This window comes from Peribacillus sp. NPDC055009, assembly GCF_053608705.1.
Window position 1 is genome coordinate 41,833 of sequence record NZ_JBSGVZ010000015.1, and the last position, 21,479, is coordinate 63,311.

Sequence of the window (21,479 nt, forward strand, 5' to 3'; positions counted from 1 at the left end):
TTATGGTTGTTTTAGCATATAACCAATACCGCGTACGGTTTGAATATCTTTATGATAATTGAAAGGTTCCAATTTTTTTCTAAGGTGATGGATGAACACTTCGACAATGGCAATCGTCGTATCTGAATCAAACCCCCAAATACGGTCGAAAATTTGCTCACGGGTCAATATTTTCCCATTATTTTGAATTAGGTACTCCAGTAATTCAAACTGTTTCAAGGTCATTTTAATGACCTTTCCATCAACTAAAATATCCTTTTCCTTTTCCAGCAGTTCAATACCACGGTATTTTACATGCTGCGCAAGCGATATAATGCCGCTCCTTCGAAGCAGGGCACGAATCCTGGCCTTAAGTTCCGGTGCCTGGAACGGCTTGACTAAATAATCATCGCCACCCATTTCCAATCCTTTGACACGATCCTCAAGAGCATCTTTTGCCGTCAAAAACAAGACACTTGTATCGATTTTTGCGTCCCTGATTTTCCGTACGATTTCAAATCCATCGATTCCCGGAAGCATTACATCCAAAATGATGATATCGTATATACTTTGCTGAGCCATGAATAGCCCATCTTCCCCATTGTCTGCTGTATCGACTTCATATTCATCAGTCAGAATCTGTCGGATCGATTCTAATAATGAAACATTATCCTCTACCACCAAAACCTTCATTCAGGGTACCTCCCAGCCGCTTCAATTGTGATATATATGTTGATTTTATCCTTTTTCATATGCAAAAGAAAGCGGGCTTTTAATCGCCTGCTTTCTCTCAAATTGTATGTTCATTCGTGACGCAGTGCTTGAATTGGATTTAACCTGGATGCCTTATTGGCAGGAAATACACCAAATATTATCCCGATTAAAATGGAGAATAAGAAGGCAAACAATGTCACCGACCATGAATAACTAATCGTTAAGCTTGAAAAAGCTGAAATCAATTTTGCGATTCCCAAGCCAATTCCAACTCCCAACAGTCCTCCGAAGCAGCTCAAGACCATCGCTTCAATTAAAAACTGAAGAAGGATCGATTTCCGATTTGCCCCAATTGCTTTTCTAATCCCGATTTCCTTCGTCCTCTCCGAGACGGAAACCAGCATGATATTCATGATCCCGATTCCGCCTACCAGTAACGAAATACTCGCAATACCGCCAAGCATGAGTGTGAACGTGTCCGACACGGAGCTCATTGTATCCATCAGATCTTCTTGATTGGATACCGAATAGTTATCACTCTGTTCCGGGAATGATGTGGTCATCGTACCTTGTACCTGGTACATCGCCCTATCTATGATATTCTCGTTCTCCGCTTTTAAATAGACGGTTCCGATTGTCGTGCTGCCTGTAGCCCTTTCGGCAGTGGTGATCGGGGCAATGATTACATCATCCCCGCTCGATCCCATTGAGGTGCCTACAGATTTCAGCACACCGATCACGCGATAAGAAACGCCGCCGATGAGAACGTTCTGGTCCACGGCTTTTTGATTTTCAAAAAGCGTGGCGGCTGTATCTGATCCCAGGACAACGACCTTGGAGCGTAATTCCGTTTCCATATCCGTCAAAAACCGGCCTTGACTGAGCTCCAGATCCCTGACTGATAAGTAGGATGAAGATGCACCGGTCATTGAAACCTGTGCCGTAGCTTCTCCATTCTTAGCATAAACGCGTCCAGTGACCACAGGCGCCACTTCCGATATCCCGTTCAGCTCTTTAAACTGTTCAATTGTATCATCCGTCAGCTCCACGGAGTCGGTATCCGTGACACTTACCGTTATCAGGTTCGTTCCCAGGCTATTGATCTCATCCTGAACGGACTGTGAGGAACCCTGCCCAATCGAAACAAGGACGATTACGGAGGCAACTCCAATTATGATCCCAAGCATGGTTAAAAATGCTCTGACTTTATTGGTTTTGATACTGCGTATAGCCATCTTCATAGATTCGCTCAGGTTCAATCCAATCACCTCCGTTTTCAAATAGCTGACCATCCTGTATCCGGACGACACGAGTCGCTTCTTTAGCAACTTCCAAGTCATGGGTTATAAGAATGATTGTTTGTCCCTTTCCGTTCAATTCTTTCAGCATCTGCAGCACTTCTTTACTCGTTTTACTATCAAGTGCCCCCGTCGGCTCATCCGCCAATAAAACGGGAGGGTTACCGGCAAGTGCCCTTGCAATCGCAACTCTTTGCTGCTGTCCACCCGACAGTTGGGTCGGCAGGTGATTCTTCCGGTCACTCAGGCCGACCATATCAAGGCATGCATTGGCCACTTCCCTTCTTTCCTTCACGCTTGCCCCTCTATAAACCAGGGGAAGTTCGACATTCTCCAACGCTGTCAGTTTTGCCAACAGGTTGAAATTTTGAAAGATAAATCCGATTTTAATATTACGAATGGCAGCCAGCTCATTATCCTTCATCTTTTCCACTTCTTTTCCATCGAGAAGATATTCACCTATGTCAGGCTTGTCAAGGCAGCCAATCATATTCATGAACGTCGATTTCCCTGATCCGGAAGGACCGATGATTGAAATGAAATCGCCTTTATCGATTGTAAGACAGACATCTTGAAGGGCGTTGACCGTTTCACCGCCTAATTCATAAGATTTAGACATGTTCTTAATTTTTATGATGGGTTTCGCCATTTTACTGACCTCCCTTGCCACTCGGCATTCCGCCACCGCTTGGCATCCCGCCGCTCGGAACTCCGCTGCCGCTCTGCATTCTTATTTCGCCTCCTTGGCCTCCCCTCATTCCTTCGCCGCCACTGCCAGTGGAGCTTTCATTGATGGTGATGGGCAAGGAAACGAACTGTCCCTCTTCAAGACCCGAAGTTATTTCAATATACTTATCGTTGCTGATCCCAGTCTCAACCACTTTTTTTGTACTGGCAGCTCCTTCAGTTGTACCGGATTGTTGTATATTCACATATTTCTCTTCACCTTCAATTTGGACTGCTTCAATCGGAACATATAAAGCATCTTTTACACTATTCGTCAAAATGCTCACCTCAGTCGACATCCCAATTTTTATATCGCCGGGTTTGTCAATTTTGATAGTGACATCGAACGTAGAAACTCCATTCTCATATGTACCTTCCTTTGCTACACTGGTCACTTCACCCGTAAACGTTTCATCTTCAAAAGCACTGGCTTTAATTTCAACTGTTTGTCCTTTTTTAACACTTGGAACATCCAATTCATCAACACTGATCGTGGTTTTCAATTTTTTATAATCCGTAACATGTGCCACCACTTCACTGCTTGATACGCGATCTCCTTCTTCTACATCCAATGTTGTCACGGTACCATCGAATGGTGCCGTTATCGGGTCACTTCCATCCGTGAAGGTAATGAGTTCATCGCCTTTCTCAACCAATTCATTCTTCGCTACAAGGACTTCATCCACTTCATCCGTTACCGAGGAAGTGATGTCCTCACTATTGATTGCGGCGACCGATCCGGAACCGCTTATTTGAACTTCAAGATCTCCCTTTTCAACTGTAGCCGTCACCGACTTTGCAATTACAGGCTCAGCATTGTCCTTCATGAAAAACCAAACGCATCCACCAATCGCAAGAACTAAAACCGTGCCTATCATTATCAACTTTTTCATCACTTTTCTCCTTTCAGATTTCCTTCATTGAAACCAGTATCGTGAAAGAAGCTTAACTTTTCCTTAATGGCCATGTGTTTGATATCAATCAGCAAGCAGCTTTTGCTTGTACGTAACAATAAAAAACTATGTCGAACGAAAAATGGTTTATTTTCAGCATTTAAATTTACAATATATTCTGAAAAATATATACTGATACTGTTATCGGAAATTGGTAATGAAAACCAAATCAATGATGATGAAGGGGGAACCAACTTGGCATCAAACGATTCAATCGCTAAGGAAACCGAGGTAAGCGCTTCCACGGACTACACCAAGATCGTCCAATCACAATCTTTTCAAGAACTCTTAAGGAAAAAACGCAATTTCATCGTCCCGCTATCCATCTTTTTCATGGTCTTTTATTTCACCCTACCCATACTAACTTCCTATTCTAAAGTTCTTAACTCCTATGCTTTCGGGGCAATCAGCTGGGCCTGGATCTTTGCCTTCGCTCAATTTATCATGACCTGGACATTATGCATCCTCTATTCCAAAAAAGCTGCGACATTTGACCGATTAGTAGAAAAAATCGTTAAAGAAGCGAAAGGATAAAGGTGAATTCACAATGAATATACTTGCTTTTATTTTATTTCTAATCATTGTCGGACTAACATTGGTCATTACCTATTTTGCTTCACGGCGCACCAAAACGACCGCGGACTTTTATACGGCTGACAGCAGCCTTACTGGCTGGCAGAATGGCTGGGCCATTGCGGGAGATTATATGTCCGCCGCCTCATTTTTGGGGATAGCTGGCATGGTCGCACTCTCCGGATTTGATGGTTTTTTCTATAGCATAGGTTTTCTCGTTGCGTATCTGGTCGTTCTTTATATCGTGGCCGAACCGCTCCGTAACCTTGGCAAGTATACATTGGCGGACATGATCGCTGCCCGTTTCAATGAAAAGAAAGTACGCGGGGTTGCTGCCCTTAACACCATTTCGATTTCAACCTTTTATATGATCGCCCAATTAGTCGGTGCAGGTGCACTTATAAAACTCTTACTTGGAATTGATTATCTTTACTCCGTCATCATTGTAGGTATTTTAATGACCGTCTATGTCGTATTTGGCGGTATGACGGCTACCAGTTGGGTCCAAATCGTTAAAGCCGTTTTATTGATGGCAGGTACATTCATCATCTCCATCATCGTGTTGGCGAAATTCGACTTTAGCGTGATCGAGATGTTCAAGCAAATGAAAACAGCCACTCCTTTGGGCGGGGATTTCCTCAACCCAGGTAACAAATTCAAGGATCCTTTGGATACTTTATCCCTTAATTTAGCGCTTGTACTCGGTACAGCTGGACTGCCTCACATTCTCATCCGTTTCTTTACGGTGAAAGACGCCATCACAGCCCGTAAGTCCGTAGTATATGCCACGTGGATCATTGGCATCTTTTATATAATGACCATTTTCCTCGGCTTTGGAGCGGCAGCTTTTGTTGGATACGACAAAATCATAGCCGCGAATGCAGCCGGTAATATGGCTGCTCCGCTACTTGCCGAAGCTATTGGGGGTGACTTCCTGTTCGCCTTCGTCTCTGCTGTTGCTTTCGCAACCATTTTAGCGGTTGTAGCAGGTCTCGTCCTATCGGCAGCATCTGCTTTTGCCCATGACTTCTATGGCCACATCATCCGGAAAGGCCAAGCCACTGACAAGGAACAAGTCGTTGCAGCTCGTTGGGCATCCATCGGAGTATCCGTCCTTTCCATCATCCTTGCCTTATTTGCCCAAAACATGAATGTCGCCTTCCTTGTTTCACTTGCCTTTGCCGTCGCTGCCAGTGCCAATCTGCCAATCATTGTCTTCACGGTATTCTGGAAACGTTTTAACACTGCCGGGGCTGTCACGGGCATGATAGTTGGACTGGTCAGTTCTTTATTGCTTGTATTCCTAAGTCCCAATGTCTGGTCACCGGTAGAGGGAGCGGCAATATTCGTTGGGGAGCCATTATTCCCGCTTGCCAATCCAGGCATCATCTCCATCCCGATTGGTTTTATCGCAGCCATCGCCGGAACACTTCTGTCAAGCAAGAAAGCTGATGCCAAAAAATACGACGAAATCTTGGTCACTGCTAACACTGGGATGAAAGATCCCATATAAGCTAGATTTATTATTATTTTAAAATATCAAAAAAAGAAAGGAGATCAGGGTGTTCGACCTGCTCTCCTTTCTTTTTATTCAGAACATATTCATCAGGAATATTCCCGCTAGCTTCTCAATCTTAACTTCCTTCTATTGTACTTAGTTACTAACTGGTTCATGACTTCTGCAAAGATCAGCCCCATCGCAATGGCACCAGCCAGCATGAAGACCTTGGCCGCCAGCTGAACGGCGACATAAAAATCATTTCCGACAAAATGCTTCATCGCATCATATGACAAACCTCCAGGCACTAGGGGGATGATTCCCGATACATTGAAAATCGTAATCGGCGTTTTATACCTTTTAGCAAAATACTGGCTGATGACCGCAACGATAAATGCAGCCGCTAAAGTTGCAATGATGCTGTTTATCTCATTTTCAACCAAAGCAAAGTATAAGATCCACCCCAACATCCCTACGAAACCACATTGAAACAATGAATTTTTTGGTACATTGAAGATGACTCCAAAGGCGGCTGAGGCAATGAAACTGGTAATAAGCTGTGCAATCATCATTCTTCCTCCCCTAAAATCATAAGAAAACAAACGCAGCCGATATTCCTGCCCCAATGGCTAAAGCAGTCAAACCTGCATCCGCACCCTTGGATAGACCCGAAACCAAATGCCCTGCAATTAAATCCCTGGCTGCATTCGTAATTAACAGCCCTGGCACAAGCGGCATCACCGCTCCAATGATTATCGTGTCCAGATGACTTCCAACTCCAATCTGGACAAAGAACATAGCTACTAATCCTACGACTAAAGAGGCGATGAATTCAGCAAAGAAACGAACTTCCAGTAACCAGTGCAAATAAAGCAGGCAAGAGAATCCCATTCCTCCAGCTATACAGGACCAGATGAAATCACTCCACTGTCCTTGGAACATGATTAAAAAGCAGCCGCTCGCTATAAATGCAGCAAAGACCTGTACCCACATGGGATACCCCATCCCGGCCTTTTCGATTTGTTTTAACCGTAAATATGCTTCCTCGGGTGTCATTTCCTTGCTGGAAATGCTTCGGGATATACTGTTAACCAGCGTTACCTTATGTAAATCTGTAGATCGTTGGGAAACTCGGATCAATTTTGAAGCTGGATGCATGCCATCCAGCGAAAAAATAATTCCAGTAGGGGTCGAAAAACTGTGTGATTCACCGCACCCAAACGCTGCAGCGATCCTAACCATCGTATCTTCCACCCTTGATGTTTCCGCTCCGTTCTGAAGCATGATTTTTCCCGCAAGTAAACATACATCTATAATTTCATTGTATGGTAAACGATCATCCATTTTATCCTCTCCATCACTTCCTGCATGAGTTTCTCTCAATAACAGATAACGATCACACCAATTTAAATCCACCTCATAATAGCCCAATTCCTGTGAAAAGGATATAAAAATATTACCTATTTAATTTATCAATTCCATTAACCTTCACTACTATCTTTCTTAGTACCAGTATTCCCTTTATTTCCTGCCAAAACCGTTTAGTTAAAAGAAAATTCAATTATATTCATAATTAAAAGGAATGCAGGCACTGCATCCCCCTTTTCCTATCCTGTACGGCTATACTCCCTTTTGAATGAAGCAATTCACTGTTTCATTAAACAAATCGCTTTCTTCCATAAATGGACAATGACAACTATCTTCAAAGATTACTAGTTTGGAGTTAGGAATGTTTTTATGCAAATGTTCGCCTGCAGCTACAGGAATGACTTTTTCATGCCTTCCAAAACAGAGTAGTGTCGGAATATTGATTTCTGGCAAGAATTCACGATAGTCCACAATCGATTGGTCAAATAGAATGCTACTGGCGATGGATTCCGGCATTTTGGTCACTTCCTTAAGCATCCAGCTTGCATCCTCTGCAGTTAATTCATTGTTGAACATGGAAGCAAGGAAGCTTTGCAAAAACGAGGAACGATTCGTTTGTATTTCAGTCATGAAGGCAATCAACGTATCCATATCAAATGCGCCGATCTTGAAATCGGGCCACTTGAAATCAGATGCCAATTCATCCACAATCACGGTTGAATGAATATTTTCCTCACCGAATTGCTTAAGATACTCCCAGACGACAAATGCCCCCATCGACCAGCCTACAAGTATGACATCCCTTAATCCCAGTTCAACTATGAACGCATGAAGATCTTTTGCATAAACGGAGACCGTATTTCCGTAATGTACATGATTTGACTGGCCATGGCTTCTTAAATCAAGTAAGATCGTTCTATATTTTTCTGAAAAGTACGGAAGCTGCCTTTTAAAGAACCGGCTGCTCATCCACACACCATGGATAAAGATAATCGGTTTCCCATGTCCCTTTTCTTCATAAAATAACCGAACGCCTTCTTCCACCTCAATAAATGCCATTCTATCCCTCCTTCTTGATATTTTCACCATTCATTCCCCATTATTATTTATTGCATTTCTTCTTTTAACATTCCTTCCTATAAAAATATATTGTCAAACCTGATTTTAGAGTTGATAATGAAGTATATTTTTATTGATATCTTCATCCTGAAAGGACGGAATTTTAATGAAGAGTTTTATCAAAAACTATCGATCCTCTTTAATACTGCTCACTGCCATTATTATCGGCGGGATAGCGGGTGTAGTTTTCGGGGATAAAACCTCGATCATACAGCCTCTAGGGGACTTATTCTTAAATCTGATGTTCACGATCATCGTGCCATTGGTATTTTTCAGCATTGCTTCAGCGATTGCCAATATGAGCGGAATGAAGCGTCTCGGAAAAATCATGGGAAGTATCGTTCTCGTATTCCTGACAACAGCCGCTTTGGCTGCCGTCATTGGATTTATTGGGACAACCATTGTCAATCCGTTGGAAGGCACAGATACGACAGCCATTAAAGAACTGATGGAAAACAGTTCCCCTGAAGAGACCATAGAAGAAGTATCTTTCTTCAGTCAACTGGTCAACACGGTAACCGTTTCCGATTTCCCAGAACTGTTCTCCAGAAGCAATATGCTTCAGCTTATCGTTTTCTCAGTACTAATCGGACTTTCCACTGCACTGGTCGGTGAGAAAGCAAGACCGATTACTGAGTTTTTGACAGCGGGTACAGCTGTCATGATGAAGGTCGTCAAAATCGTGATGTACTATGCTCCAATTGGACTTGGTGCTTATTTTGCGGCGATTATCGGGCAGCTTGGGCCGCAGATTTTAGAAGGCTATGCTCGCACTTTCATTCTTTATCTAGTCTTGGCCTTGATTTATTATTTTGGCTTCTTCACTTTGTATGCCTTTATCGCAGGCGGGAAAGATGGAGTTAAGTTATTTTGGAAAAATGCCCTGACACCATCCATTACAGCCATCGCCACTTGTTCTAGTGCCGCTTCCATTCCAGTCAATCTGGAATCGGTCAAGAAAATGGGCGTGCCTAAGGATATAGCGGAGACTGTCATCCCACTCGGAGCCAACACTCATAAAGATGGTTCGGTATTCGGCGGGGTATTGAAAATCGTTTTCCTATTCAGCTTATTTGGAAAGGATATGACAAGCATTTCAAGCATTTTAAGTATACTTGCTGTTGCCTTTTTGGTTGGAGCTGTTATGGGTGCCATTCCTGGAGGCGGCATGATTGGGGAAATGCTGATTCTTAGTGTTTTCGGCTTCCCTGTGGAAGTCCTGCCTATCATTGCCGTTATATCAACAATCATCGATGCTCCCGCTACACTGCTTAACTCAACAGGAAACACGGTTTGTGCCATGCTTGTCACAAGGCTTGTTGAGGGGAAAAACTGGTTAAAACAAACTTTCGTTAAAGAAAACTCAGCTGTATGATTCTTATAACTGACTGGCTCCTGGTTAAACAGGAGCCAGTTTTTTCATTTTCACGACTTTTGACAAGGGGTTCCTTCCCCTTACATAGAATTAAAGATTGAAGGAGGGAATGGAATGTTAATGAAATGCCTACCTGCCGCAATCCTTATCACGGGACTAGCATATATTTTTCTTATACCGGAAGAGCCTTTGATCATCAAAATACTGTTCAAGATACTCCCCATGTTATTGATTTTGCTCTACGCCCGGACAAATGTGAGAAGACGGGATCGTTACCAATCCTTAATCTTTCTTGGTTTATTCTTTTGCATGCTTGGAGATGGTTTGTTGATTTGGTTCGTCATCGGGCTTTCCGCCTTCTTGATCGGCCACCTTTTCTATATTACGGCATTCTTTGGACTATGGAACTTTTCATGGCTCCGATTTGCGACGATTGTTCCGATTAGCATTTACTCCACTTGGATTAGCCGTGAAATTGTACATTCGTTAATTGAAAAAGGTGAACATAACCTCATCATCCCTGTGATCTGTTATGTAACGGTCATCTCCCTCATGGGCTGGGCGGCATTTATGACCGGAAATACGGCCGCAATCATCGGCGGGGTCCTATTCGTGATTTCCGACTCCATTTTATCTTGGAACAAATTTATCGATGATGTTGCCTATTCTGGCCCAATTATCATGCTTACCTACTATGCAGCCCAGTTTTGCATCGCTAACAGCATTCGCATGAAACCTTCCTTTCATTTATCGAAAGGTTTGAAAAGTGAACGGCCTATCCAGTGAATCTGAATGTCCAATCGTTCCACATGAAACATTTATATTACAAAAAAAGGCGTTCACAGCCCTGCTTGAACTGTGACGCCTTTATTTAACCTTTAATTTTCTTAATGAAGACTACTTTTAAATAATCGCCTTCCTTATATTCCCTTATCGTTTTAAAATCAGCCGGTAATGAGAATTCTTCCATGATCTCATATTTTCCATTCATTTCCTTAAAAGCAACATCAATGAAGCTCTTGAATTTTTTTATGTCAAACGTACTGCAATTAGTTGAGGCGATAATGATCCCATTGTCTTCCGTAATGGAAATGGTATCCTTCAATAGATTGGCATAGTCTTTCCCGGCACTGAAAGTAAACTTCTTCGATTTGGCAAAGCTGGGCGGATCGAGGATGACCATTTCAAATTTCAAAGCCTTCTTCACTGCATATTTAAAATACTTGAAAACATCCATCACCACGATATTGTGAGCTTCGGGATCTATTCCATTCACACTGAACTGCTCGATCGTCTTTGGTAAACTGCGATTCGCCAGGTCGACACTAGTTGTTTTAACAGCACCGCCTAAAGCGGCAAACACGGAGAATGCTCCCGTATAGGAGAACATATTCAACACGGTTTTCCCTTTTGCGTATTCATCCCGGATTTTCCTTCTGACATCGCGTTGATCAAGGAAGACACCGACCATTGCCCCATCATTCAGATAAACAGCAAAATGGACTCCATTCTCCTTTACAAGAAGCGGAAATGCCGGCTGTTCGCCCATGACAAAATCGTCTTCATCCACGTACTGCCCCTTTGTATCAAAGCGTTTCTTCTGATAAATCGATTTGACCTCGACCGTTTCCTGCAATGCCTTAATGATGTAGTCCTTAAAGGAATATATCCCTTTGCTATACCAGCTAATGACATAGTGACCATCATAATGATCAATGATTAAACCGCCAATTCCATCACCTTCCCCATTAAACAAGCGGAAAGCTGTAGTCTCCCCATCTTCAAAAAAAGACTTTCGGAATTCATATGCTGCCTGGATTTTGCCGTTGAAGAAGGATTGATCGATCTTTTCATTTTCTCTTCGGGTCAATACCCAGCCATAGCCCTTATTCTGTTTACCATAATAACCTTTTGCCAGAAAGCGGTTGTTTTCATCCACCAAACGCACCAAGGACCCCTCTTCCTGAAGGTCATTAAGGTTGGCTATCGACTCTTTAACAATCAAGGGAAAACCCTTGGCGATTTTACTCACGAACTTAGCTTTCACTTTTATATCGATTTCTTTTACCATCTATATCATCCTATCTATGCAATTGCTTTCCTCCCCATTTTACCCTAATCCCTTTATAAATAAAAACCAGCCCGGTTCCTTAACCAGGCTGGTTTCTTAAGAAAACTTTGATTATGAAACTTCCAAATGAAGATCGCCTGGCTTAACTTTACCCATCATCTTCAATACCCGATGCAAGGCAAGTGTGATTACAGCTGGCAATACCATACCCACTGCCACATAAACCAAGAACGTGTACAGCCCCTGACCAGTTATGATGGCAATCGGGGCAATCATTGAACTTAACCCCATGCCTCCAAGCTCATACGGCACTTGAAAATCGAATGCCAGGGTAGCGATAGGCGCACAGATGATTGCCGCCACAAAAGGAGGAATTACATATAATGGCTTTTTGATCAAGTTAGGAAATTGGACTTTTGGTGTAACGACCATCTGTGCCAGGAACCCGCCCATATCATTATCTTTATAAGACATGACAGTGAACCCGACAAACTGAACGGTACATCCGATTAGAGCTGCAGCACTGGAAACGGGATCTAATTGCAGGGCGATCGCCAGTGCAGCGGAAGACGCCGGTGTCATCAATAAAATGCTCCATACCAAGGCTATGACCATGGAACCGATTAAGGGAGAACCCTCGACCGCAGCGGTGGTTTGACTGCTTATCCATGTTAGGAGCGGAGTGGTGACAAGAGCCAGGCCATATCCAGAAACTCCACCGACCAGAACAGCGCCCATTGGGATGGCCATGATGTCCAACTTCGTTTTGCCGATTAGGCGCTTACCTATATATGTTGCAATCACTGCCGCCAAGACAGCACTTAGTGGCTGACCCGTTACAATCGTGAAGGCACCCTCAGCAGTTCTGTGAATGGCAGCACCTCCAACAGCACTTGAAGCCATGGCACTAAAGATAATTAATGAATTTCCTCCGAGCTGATATGCGATACCTGCTCCTAAAGCTGGCGCTAGCAAGACCTTGGCAGCCCCGCCTATTGCCATGAAGACCTCCCAGCCTAAATAGCCCCCTATGGATTCAAACAATAACCCGATCCCTAATGTAACCAAGACTGCGTTGGCTATCCCTGTTGATGCCTTGTACATTCGATCGCTGATGTATTCTTTCCTGCTCACTTTATCTCCACTCCTTATTAATTATCTGAATATTCAATTTAGGAAAAACAAAAAAAAAAAATAAAGGTCTTCATTAAAAAAGCCTATCAAGTATATCGTACCGCTGCCTAAATGTCTGCTAATGTCTGTTCGTATAATAACATGAATTTTCTGATAATGTAAGTGATATTTTTATTCTAAAAAAATAAAAGCGCTTTCAAAAATAAAGATTTAACACATTACTATTCAATAAAAACTAATGATTTATTATTCCAAAATAATTTATCCCCATTTTAAGATGTCTATATGGAGATATTTCGGTACATTTGCGACCAAAAAAAAAGAACCCGATTAAGGATTCTCCCATTAGCTGGATTTATGACTTTTCTAATAGATACCCATCCTATTTTTGAAAACCTTCCAATTTAGCAAAAGTTTCCTTCAAATATTGGTAAAACAATTTCTCCGTGGGCATCAGTTCCCTATCAGTTGGAACGATGACACCTACAGCCCTGGTAACAGAAGGTTCCTCCAGCGGCAATTTAACCGTAAAACGCGGCAAGCTATCGACTAAGGAAATCTCAGGTATCAAGGTTATACCCAGACCTGCTGCCACCAGGCCTTTTATGGCATCAGTATCTTTTCCTTCAAATGCCACTTCCGGTTCAAAGCCATGCAGTTTGCAAGCTTTCATAACGAGATCCCTTAATACATAACCCTTTGGAGATAGGATGAACGGGTTTCCTTGAAGCTCATTCAAGTGTAGTGATTTCTTCAAGGCCAAAGGATGACTCTCTGGTAAAAGGGCAACTAACTTCTCAATAAATAGCGTTTCACCTTTGATTTTCTTTTCATTCATCGGCAGAGGACCGATCAAGGCCATGTTAATGTTACCTTTTATTACCGAATCTATCAGGTATCGATATGAACCTTGTTTCAATGTGAATTTTGCCTGCGGATAACTTTCCCTGAAGTCGGAAATGACCCTTGGCAATACATAAGAAGCTAAACTGCTGGGAAAGCCAATCCGGATTGTCCCTTTTTCTGGGTGCAGGCTTTCAGCCATCTCACGTTTGGCACGATCGATTATATCCATAGCTTGCTCCATATTCGCTAAAAAGGTATGTCCGATAGGCGTCAATCTAATCTTTCGGCCATCCCTGATAAATAGTGGCACGCCTAATTCTTCTTCTAAATTGTAGATTTGACGACTGACAGCTGACTGGGCAACATGCAAGTTCACTGCTGCTTCCGTCATATGTTCACGCTTTGCCACTTCAATGAAATATTCGATTTGCCTTAATTCCACTCTAAGCTCCCTCTTCCATATCAAAACAGCATGCTACTTATCTAATATTCAGATTGTTTGTTTTATTTTTAAATTATATCATGAAAGTATCATATAAAAACCGATATCTTATTCAATTAGTATTTTAAAACTACTATATTACCTTAAGGGAGAGAGAACAATGACCACTTCACAAGAAGTCGAGCATGAGGAATTACAAGTTGCCAAAGAGTTTGTAAGTCAAGTATACGCACAGGTAAAGGAGCGTAATCCTCACGAAAATGAGTTCCATCAAGCCGTAAAGGAGATATTCCTTTCACTGATCCCTGTTTTTGCAAAACATCCTGAATATATGAAAAGCGGGATATTGGAGAGGCTGGTTGAACCCGAAAGAATGATCACCTTCCGTGTTTCTTGGGTTGATGACCTGGGCAATGTTCAAGTAAACCGTGGTTTTCGTGTGCAATTCAACAGTGCAATCGGACCATTCAAAGGCGGTCTCCGATTCCATCCCACTGTCAATTCCAGCATCATAAAGTTTCTTGGTTTCGAGCAAATCTTTAAAAACTCTCTTACTGGCCAGCCGATCGGCGGGGGAAAAGGCGGGTCGGACTTCGATCCAAAAGGAAAATCGGACGCAGAAATCATGCGTTTTTGCCAAAGCTTCATGTCGGAACTATCTCGCTATATCGGCCCTGATACAGACGTACCAGCTGGTGACATCGGAGTCGGTGCAAGAGAGATTGGATACCTGTTCGGTCAATATAAAAAGATGCAAGGCAGCTACCATGCCGGTGTTCTAACTGGTAAAGGTATAAGTTACGGAGGAAGCTTGGCCCGTACAGAAGCGACTGGATATGGAACGGTTTACTTCGTCGAGGAGATGCTCAATGACAAAGGGTTACAATTCCATGGCAGCACTGCCGTTATTTCCGGATCTGGCAATGTATCCATTTATGCCATTGAAAAAGCTACACAGCTAGGCGCAAAAGTGGTTGCATGCAGCGATTCAAATGGCTACATATATGATGAAAATGGTCTTAACCTGGATACAGTTAAACGGTTAAAAGAAGTGGAACGAAAACGCTTGAGTGAATATGTCGATGCGCATCCGGAAGCTGTATATCATGAAGGGAGCTACGGTATTTGGTCTGTACCATGCGACATCGCACTGCCTTGTGCCACACAAAATGAAATCGATGAAGAAGCAGCAAAACTACTGGTCAAAAATAATGTGAAGGCGGTCGGTGAGGGTGCTAATATGCCTTCAACCCTTGAGGCCATTGATGTATTCCTTAATAACGGCATCCTTTTTGGACCAGCAAAAGCGGCCAATGCTGGCGGTGTAGCCGTGTCTGCACTCGAAATGGCCCAAAACAGCGCCAGGATGCCTTGGACTTTCGAAGAAGTCGATGCCAAGCTGCATGAAATCATGAAAAACATCTATAAAAACAGTGTAGAGGCTGCAGAAGCATATGGTGAGCCTGGCAACTTAGTTGTTGGGGCCAATATTGCCGGATTCCTTAAAGTGGCGGATGCGATGCTGACTCAAGGTATACTCTAGCAATCAGTTGATTTAGGAGGCGGTCCGACATGGGCCGCCTTACTTTTGTAAAAGAAGGATCTCACTTTCTTATACTCTCTCATTCATATCAATTCAAGCTGAATATCCACAATCAGATAACATCAATGGAATTAAAAAAGGAGTGCCGGAAAAGTTCCGGCACCCTCATTGTTTGTTTGACAATCATTCTTTGGTGACCAATTTCAATGGAACGGATATTGTGTCATCCACTTTGTCGCCTTTTAAGATTTTTTCAGCCGCATTAACCGCTTCTTCACCGATAAGTGCCGGTTGTTGGGCGATTGTAGCTTTTAGTTCACCGTTTTCAACTGCTTTCAATGCATCATCATTTCCGTCAAAACCAACCACGATGATGTCTTTTCCAGCTGCCTTGATTGCTTCAATGGCTCCTAGTGCCATTTCATCATTATGGGCGAATACCGCTTGGATGTCTTTATTGCCTTGCAGGATATTTTCCATGACGTTAAGCCCTTTTGTCCGGTCGAATTCCGCCGTTTGGCTTGTCTGGACATCTAACTGCTTGTCCGCAATATTGTGGAAACCTTTCCCGCGTTCACGAGTTGCAGATGCACCGGATACCCCTTCAAGTTCCACTACTTTCGCTTTTTCGCCAAGTTCCTTAACTAGATATTCTGCAGCCATTTCCCCGCCAGCCACATTGTCGGAAGCGATGAACGTTTCAATATCCCCTTCGTCTGAAGAGCGGTCAATCGTGATAACGGGAATGCCCGCTTCATTAGCTGATTGAACGGCTGAAGATATTGCCGCAGAGTCAGTAGGATTCACAAGAAGGACATCAACCTTTTGAAGGATTAGATCTTCAATTCCGCTGATTTGTTTTGCCGTATCATCTTGGGCGTCAACAACTGTGACTTTCATGCCTTTTTCTTTTGCTTCTTTTTCAATACCATCTTTTAAGGAAACGAAGAATGGATTGTTTAAAGTAGAGATGCTGACTCCGACTTTCACGTCTTTCATGGAGTCTTTCTTTTCCTTTTTATCATCTGTTAGACCAGAATCCATTGAACAGGCAGCCAAGACCATTAAAGAAAGAACCATGATGATCGATACTAATTTTTTCATTGATTACACCTCTTCTTATGATTTTTTACGGTCAAGTAAGACCGCGATTAATATAACTGCACCTTTCACCACTTGCTGGTAAAAAGAGGATACACCAAGTAAATTCATGCCGTTATTCAAGGTACCGATGATCAGGACACCGACCAGCGTTCCGAACAACCGACCTTTACCGCCTGAAAGGCTCGTTCCGCCCAGCACCACGGCTGCGATGGCATCCATTTCATAGGATTGGCCTGCCGTCGGCTGTGCCGAATTCAGACGGGATGTCAAAATGGCACCGGCAATGGCCGCCATCGTACCGGCCAGACCATAGATGGCCACCTTGACTCGGTCAACTTTAATCCCCGAAATACGGGAAGCCCTTTCATTTCCTCCAATGGCATAAGTTTTACGGCCAAAGGATGTTTTATGAAGCAGGAACCACAGGATTAAGAAAGCGATGACCATCACAACGGCCGGTACTGGCACTCCAAGGAAGTAACCTCTCCCAAGCATCTGGAACATAACGGAATCGCCAATTCCGGTAATCGGCTTTCCATCCGTATACACAAGCGTTAATCCCCGGAAAATCGTCATGGTGGCCAGTGTCACGATGAATGGTGCCATTTTTCCCTTTGAAACGAGTATCCCATTGATTACACCCATTATTGCACCTAGTAGAATGCCTACTAATATTGCTAAAATCGGATCTAATCCCGAGACCATCATACCAGCCATAAGTGCGCTGGATAGAGCTAAAATGGAACCGACGGACAAGTCGATGCCACCTGTCAATATGATAAAGGTCATTCCAAATGCAATAAGTGCATTGATGGAGGTTTGACGCAATAAATTCAATATATTATTCGGTTCCATGAATGATGGATTTAAAACGGTTATTACGATAAATAAAAGTACCAGGGCGAGTAAAGGACCGAATTTCTGCCAAATCCCGCTTTTCCCTGTAGCCTCAAGTTTCATCCTAGTTCCCTCCTGTCGCCAATGCCATAATTTTTTCTTGCGTCGCTTCCTGCTTTAACAATTCCCCAGCAATCTCACCTTCGTGAACGACAAGGATTCTATCACTCATTCCAATGACTTCCGGAAGCTCTGACGAAACCATGATGATGGCGATGCCTCGCTCCGTCAATTCATTCATCAACTCGTAAATTTCACGTTTTGCGCCAACATCTATGCCTCTGGTCGGTTCATCCATAATTAAAACTTTAGGGGAAGTCCCGATCCATTTGGCTATTACCACCTTCTGTTGATTTCCTCCGGATAGATTGCCGATTACCGTTTCAGCAGAAGATGTCTTTACATGAAGCCGCTTAATCATCATTTCGGCAAAGTTCATCTCATCTTCCGTTTTTACGATTCCGTTAGGAGCAAAACTTTTGAGATTCGGCAAGCCGATATTTTCCCTTACGGAAAAGTCCAGGATCAATCCCTCTTCTTTACGATTTTCCGTAATGAAAGCCAGGCCGTGTCGAACTGCATCCGTTGGTTTTCGTATGGAAACCTTCTTGCCTTCAATGGCGATTTCACCCCTGTCTATTTGGTCGACACCAAAAAGGGCACGCATTATTTCTGTTCTTCCTGCTCCCATCAATCCGGCGACACCGACAATCTCACCTTGGCGAACCGCGAAATGGATATCTTCAAAAAGCCCCTTTTTAGTTAAACCTTTTACATCAAGGACTATGTCGCCAAGGTTCGCTTCACGATGAGGAAAACGATCCTCCAGCTCCCGCCCTACCATTTTTTGAACGACTTCATCGAAATTTGTATCTGAAATTCTTTTCGTATCGACGGTTTTTCCGTCACGCATTACGGTGATCCTGTCACAAATGGCGAATATTTCTTCCATCCGATGAGAAATATAAACAAGCGATACACCCTTTTTGGTAAGACCCTTCATCACTTCAAAGAGCTTCTCTATTTCCCTATCAGTTAAAGCTGCTGTGGGCTCGTCCATGATGATGACTTCGGCATCCGTCATGAGCGCCTTGGCAATTTCAATCATTTGCTGTTCCCCGACAGAACAAAATCCGGCTTCCTTATCAAAAGGAAGGGAAATATTAAGTGTTTTAAAAATCTCGTTTGCACGCGCTTTCATTTGTTTCGTCTTCAGTACACCGAAGGCATTCACCATTTCCCTGCCGATAAATAGATTCTCCAGCACGGTCATTTCTGGCCAAATATTCAATTCCTGACGGATAAAGGCCATTCCCGCCTCTTCCGCTTCCTTTGAATCCTTGAATGAGGTTTCTTTACCGTTAATCTTGATCGTTCCTTGATCTTGTTTATGCAGCCCGGTCAAAATGTTCATCAAGGTTGATTTCCCCGCACCATTTTCTCCCATTAGCGCATGTACTTCCCCAGCCTCTAAAGAAAAATGAACACCTTCCAATACCTTGTTTTGACCAAATGCTTTATAAATATTGTGCATTTCGATTTGCATGCTCATCATCTCATTTCTTTAAAAGAATACTCCAGACTGCAATATGCAATTTGAATATGGCGTCGTCTCCCCGGTCCGGATTATTGCTTTTGCGTTGCTTGTCAGCCTTTTAAAATCCTCATGGGAAACATATTCAATCGCTGCTCCGAATTGCTGCTCCATATATTGATGCTGTTCCGGGTTTTTAACCTTCACTTCTGTGGCAGCGATAACTTTTTCAACAACCATATCTTCGTGAATTGCCCGGACGACATCTTGAAATGATGGTGTTCCAGGTGTCAATGCTAAGTCTATCTTACAAACTCCAGGTGGCACCGGCAGCCCGGCATCACCTACGACAATATAATCGGTATGACCAAGGTCAACCAGGACCTTGGCTATTGAACTATTGATGATTCCTTGACGTTTCATGCTTCAAAGCCCCTCTCGACCTCTATCCTTTGCGGCATGCCGCCTTGGGCTCCTAACTTCGTCACGGAAATGGATGCTGCCCGGTTCGCGAATACCAAACATTCGTCAAAACTTTTTCCTTCTGCAACAGCCACGGCAAAGGCAGCATTGAATGTATCCCCTGCGCCTGTCGTATCCACCGCTTCCACTTCAAAGCTTGGAACAACCTTTTCTTCATGTCCGTCAAAATAACGGACGCCATTTTTTCCTTCGGTAATGAATAATTTATTGGGATGCTCAGTCAAGACTTCTGTTCTATCTCTCCCATTGAATAGTATTTCGAATTCATGTTCATTTGGAGTAAGGAATGATGCCTGTTGAATGACAGCCTCACTTAGCTTGCGGGCGGGAGCTGGGTTCAAAAGTAATCTCTTTTGAAGCGTGCTGCACAACTCAGCCAGATATTCCACCGTTTCCTCAGGTATTTCCTGCTGAACCAACACGATATCCGATTCCTCTATTACCTTTTTCGCCTTTTGTACATATTCAGGAGTAATGAAATCATTCGCACCCTTTACGACAATAATGCTGTTATCACCTTCCGAAAGGGTAATGTGTGCTGTCCCTGAAGCGGAACCTGTAACCGGTTCCACATACTTCGTGTTTACATGATTTTTTTTCAGGTTATCTAAGATGATCTCTCCATACACATCATCTCCTACACATCCAACCATCGACACTTCTGCACCAAGACGTGCCGCTGCAACAGCCTGGTTGGCTCCCTTTCCTCCAGGAACCGTGATAAATGACTCCCCTAAAACCGTTTCACCAGCCATTGGCCGCTTGGCTGATGTCACAACTAAGTCCATTGAGGAACTTCCCACTACAGCAATTCTAATCATGTCTTCTCCGCCTTCCTTCTCGTTGTTTGTCTCTCCACAAAAGAAACAGGGAGCTTTTCATGTGTTACTTCCAATTTTTCTTGATTGATCCTTTTAATTAGCATTTCCGCGGCTTGTGCCCCCATCTCATAGGCTGGCTGCCTAATTGTAGATAACGGCGGGTGCAATAACGCTGTGAAGGCGATATCATCATAGCCGATCAATTGTATGTCTTCCGGTATCCGTATTCCCCGTTTTAAAATCTCTTGAAGTGCGGCGGCTGCAACAATATCATTACAAGCTATGATTCCATCCGTTTCCGGATATTGCTCGAACAGCTGCTTCACGCAAGTTTGGCCGCCTTGAAGAGTTAGGGATGAATCCATGACTTGCACGTTAACTTTTGCTTGTTTCAATTCTTCGTATGCTGCCATGTACCGTTCATAAACAGGCTTTATTTCGACTGGCCCCCTAATGAGGACGATATTCGTACTGCCTCTATCCAGCAATACGCGTGCTGCCAGCTTACCGCCTGTCTTTTGATCAGAATAAACAGCTGGTAATTTCTCTGCTGTACGGTCGAGAAGGACAACTGGAATATCCAGATTATCGAAATTTTCATTGGCTTCTTCACTAGTTGAAGCAATCATGCCCACTACATTATTTTGCAGGAATGTGTCGATATATTCTATTTCTTTATCTCTCTTTTCATCACTATTTCCAAAAATTAACCGATAACCAAATTGCTGAAGATAATCCTCCACACCTCTAGCCATTTCTGGGAAGAAAGGATTCGTAATGTCCGGCAAAATCAAACCAACCAATTTGGATTTACGTTTGTAGAGGGATCTTGCCACTTCATTCGGTTTATAATTTAATTTCTCAACAGCTGCCATGACTACCTTTTTTGTGTCCTCATGTGCATAACCACTGCCATTCATAACTCTGGAAACCGTTGCCACAGAAACCCCAGCTTCCTTTGCCACATCCCGAATAGTTGCCAATATATCACCCTCAATAAT

Annotated in this window: 21 protein-coding genes; 5 read left to right on the forward strand and 16 right to left on the reverse strand. The window is 43.2% G+C overall.

The window, feature by feature from the left end; translation table 11 throughout:
* The 4 genes from ACWF5P_RS19750 to ACWF5P_RS19765 form a co-directional block, all read right to left on the reverse strand.
* Positions 1 to 672, reverse strand: a complete 672-nt coding sequence (locus ACWF5P_RS19750; protein WP_101223933.1) for a response regulator transcription factor — start codon at positions 670 to 672, stop codon at positions 1 to 3.
* A 110-nt stretch (positions 673 to 782) separates the two neighbouring features.
* The gene (locus ACWF5P_RS19755) at positions 783 to 1,973 is read right to left on the reverse strand and encodes an ABC transporter permease (RefSeq protein ID WP_452445199.1); all 1,191 of its coding nucleotides are present in this window, start codon (positions 1,971 to 1,973) and stop codon (positions 783 to 785) included.
* Positions 1,900 to 2,640, reverse strand: coding sequence for an ABC transporter ATP-binding protein (locus ACWF5P_RS19760; RefSeq protein ID WP_101223934.1), 741 nt, complete (start codon positions 2,638 to 2,640; stop codon positions 1,900 to 1,902). The genes ACWF5P_RS19755 and ACWF5P_RS19760 overlap by 74 nt, the downstream gene beginning before the upstream one ends.
* A gap of 1 nt (position 2,641) precedes the next feature.
* Complete coding sequence (locus tag ACWF5P_RS19765) at positions 2,642 to 3,610, reverse strand: efflux RND transporter periplasmic adaptor subunit (RefSeq protein WP_101223935.1); 969 nt, start codon at positions 3,608 to 3,610, stop codon at positions 2,642 to 2,644.
* Positions 3,611 to 3,883: 273 nt separating this feature from the next.
* Here ACWF5P_RS19765 and ACWF5P_RS19770 point away from each other — a divergent pair, with 273 nt between their 5' ends.
* The gene (locus ACWF5P_RS19770) at positions 3,884 to 4,204 is read left to right on the forward strand and encodes a DUF485 domain-containing protein (RefSeq protein WP_434169746.1); all 321 of its coding nucleotides are present in this window, start codon (positions 3,884 to 3,886) and stop codon (positions 4,202 to 4,204) included.
* Positions 4,205 to 4,217: 13 nt separating this feature from the next.
* Positions 4,218 to 5,756 carry a solute symporter family protein gene (locus ACWF5P_RS19775; protein ID WP_101223936.1) on the forward strand — a complete coding sequence of 513 codons (1,539 nt, stop codon included), beginning with the start codon at positions 4,218 to 4,220 and terminating at the stop codon, positions 5,754 to 5,756.
* A 107-nt stretch (positions 5,757 to 5,863) separates the two neighbouring features.
* Here ACWF5P_RS19775 and ACWF5P_RS19780 read toward each other — a convergent pair whose 3' ends face one another.
* From ACWF5P_RS19780 to ACWF5P_RS19790, 3 genes are all read right to left on the reverse strand, one after another.
* Complete coding sequence (locus ACWF5P_RS19780) at positions 5,864 to 6,313, reverse strand: threonine/serine exporter family protein (protein ID WP_170973997.1); 450 nt, start codon at positions 6,311 to 6,313, stop codon at positions 5,864 to 5,866.
* Between the two features lie 16 nt (positions 6,314 to 6,329).
* Positions 6,330 to 7,085, reverse strand: a complete 756-nt coding sequence (locus ACWF5P_RS19785; protein WP_230176051.1) for a threonine/serine exporter family protein — start codon at positions 7,083 to 7,085, stop codon at positions 6,330 to 6,332.
* Between the two features lie 276 nt (positions 7,086 to 7,361).
* Positions 7,362 to 8,168, reverse strand: coding sequence for an alpha/beta fold hydrolase (locus ACWF5P_RS19790; protein ID WP_434168211.1), 807 nt, complete (start codon positions 8,166 to 8,168; stop codon positions 7,362 to 7,364).
* Positions 8,169 to 8,334: 166 nt separating this feature from the next.
* Between ACWF5P_RS19790 and ACWF5P_RS19795 the strand changes: the two genes are divergently transcribed.
* Together ACWF5P_RS19795 and ACWF5P_RS19800 are read left to right on the forward strand one after the other, a co-directional pair.
* Positions 8,335 to 9,603 (forward strand): cation:dicarboxylate symporter family transporter, encoded by a 1,269-nt coding sequence (locus ACWF5P_RS19795; RefSeq protein ID WP_434168212.1) that lies wholly within the window; start codon positions 8,335 to 8,337, stop codon positions 9,601 to 9,603.
* A gap of 114 nt (positions 9,604 to 9,717) precedes the next feature.
* Positions 9,718 to 10,389, forward strand: a complete 672-nt coding sequence (locus ACWF5P_RS19800) for a lysoplasmalogenase (protein ID WP_434168213.1) — start codon at positions 9,718 to 9,720, stop codon at positions 10,387 to 10,389.
* Between the two features lie 85 nt (positions 10,390 to 10,474).
* Here the strand turns inward: ACWF5P_RS19800 and ACWF5P_RS19805 are convergent, their stop codons facing one another.
* From ACWF5P_RS19805 to ACWF5P_RS19815, 3 genes are all read right to left on the reverse strand, one after another.
* Positions 10,475 to 11,674: a class I SAM-dependent methyltransferase gene (locus ACWF5P_RS19805; RefSeq protein ID WP_434168214.1), complete on the reverse strand. Its 1,200-nt coding sequence runs from the start codon at positions 11,672 to 11,674 to the stop codon at positions 10,475 to 10,477.
* Between the two features lie 111 nt (positions 11,675 to 11,785).
* On the reverse strand, positions 11,786 to 12,778 hold the full coding sequence (locus tag ACWF5P_RS19810) for a PTS transporter subunit IIC (RefSeq protein ID WP_101224027.1): 993 nt from the start codon (positions 12,776 to 12,778) through the stop codon (positions 11,786 to 11,788).
* A gap of 412 nt (positions 12,779 to 13,190) precedes the next feature.
* The gene (locus ACWF5P_RS19815; protein ID WP_434168215.1) at positions 13,191 to 14,096 is read right to left on the reverse strand and encodes a LysR substrate-binding domain-containing protein; all 906 of its coding nucleotides are present in this window, start codon (positions 14,094 to 14,096) and stop codon (positions 13,191 to 13,193) included.
* Between the two features lie 160 nt (positions 14,097 to 14,256).
* On the opposite strand from ACWF5P_RS19815, the gene gdhA reads away from it, so the two are divergent.
* Positions 14,257 to 15,639, forward strand: a complete 1,383-nt coding sequence (gdhA, locus tag ACWF5P_RS19820; protein WP_434168216.1) for an NADP-specific glutamate dehydrogenase — start codon at positions 14,257 to 14,259, stop codon at positions 15,637 to 15,639.
* A gap of 183 nt (positions 15,640 to 15,822) precedes the next feature.
* Here gdhA and rbsB read toward each other — a convergent pair whose 3' ends face one another.
* Genes rbsB through ACWF5P_RS19850 form a run of 6 tightly spaced genes read right to left on the reverse strand, consistent with a single transcriptional unit; the run spans position 15,823 to position 21,461 of the window.
* Entirely contained in the window at positions 15,823 to 16,743 is a 921-nt protein-coding gene (gene rbsB / locus ACWF5P_RS19825) for a ribose ABC transporter substrate-binding protein RbsB (protein WP_230176045.1), read from the reverse strand.
* A 15-nt stretch (positions 16,744 to 16,758) separates the two neighbouring features.
* On the reverse strand, positions 16,759 to 17,703 hold the full coding sequence (locus ACWF5P_RS19830) for an ABC transporter permease (protein WP_101223945.1): 945 nt from the start codon (positions 17,701 to 17,703) through the stop codon (positions 16,759 to 16,761).
* A gap of 1 nt (position 17,704) precedes the next feature.
* Positions 17,705 to 19,186, reverse strand: a complete 1,482-nt coding sequence (locus ACWF5P_RS19835; protein ID WP_434168217.1) for an ATP-binding cassette domain-containing protein — start codon at positions 19,184 to 19,186, stop codon at positions 17,705 to 17,707.
* An 18-nt stretch (positions 19,187 to 19,204) separates the two neighbouring features.
* On the reverse strand, positions 19,205 to 19,597 hold the full coding sequence (rbsD, locus tag ACWF5P_RS19840) for a D-ribose pyranase (protein ID WP_063234273.1): 393 nt from the start codon (positions 19,595 to 19,597) through the stop codon (positions 19,205 to 19,207).
* Positions 19,594 to 20,478, reverse strand: coding sequence for a ribokinase (gene rbsK / locus ACWF5P_RS19845; protein ID WP_101223947.1), 885 nt, complete (start codon positions 20,476 to 20,478; stop codon positions 19,594 to 19,596). The genes rbsD and rbsK overlap by 4 nt, the downstream gene beginning before the upstream one ends.
* Entirely contained in the window at positions 20,475 to 21,461 is a 987-nt protein-coding gene (locus ACWF5P_RS19850; protein ID WP_202190609.1) for a LacI family DNA-binding transcriptional regulator, read from the reverse strand. Before ACWF5P_RS19850 ends, rbsK begins: the two co-directional genes overlap by 4 nt.
* Positions 21,462 to 21,479: the final 18 nt, after the last annotated feature.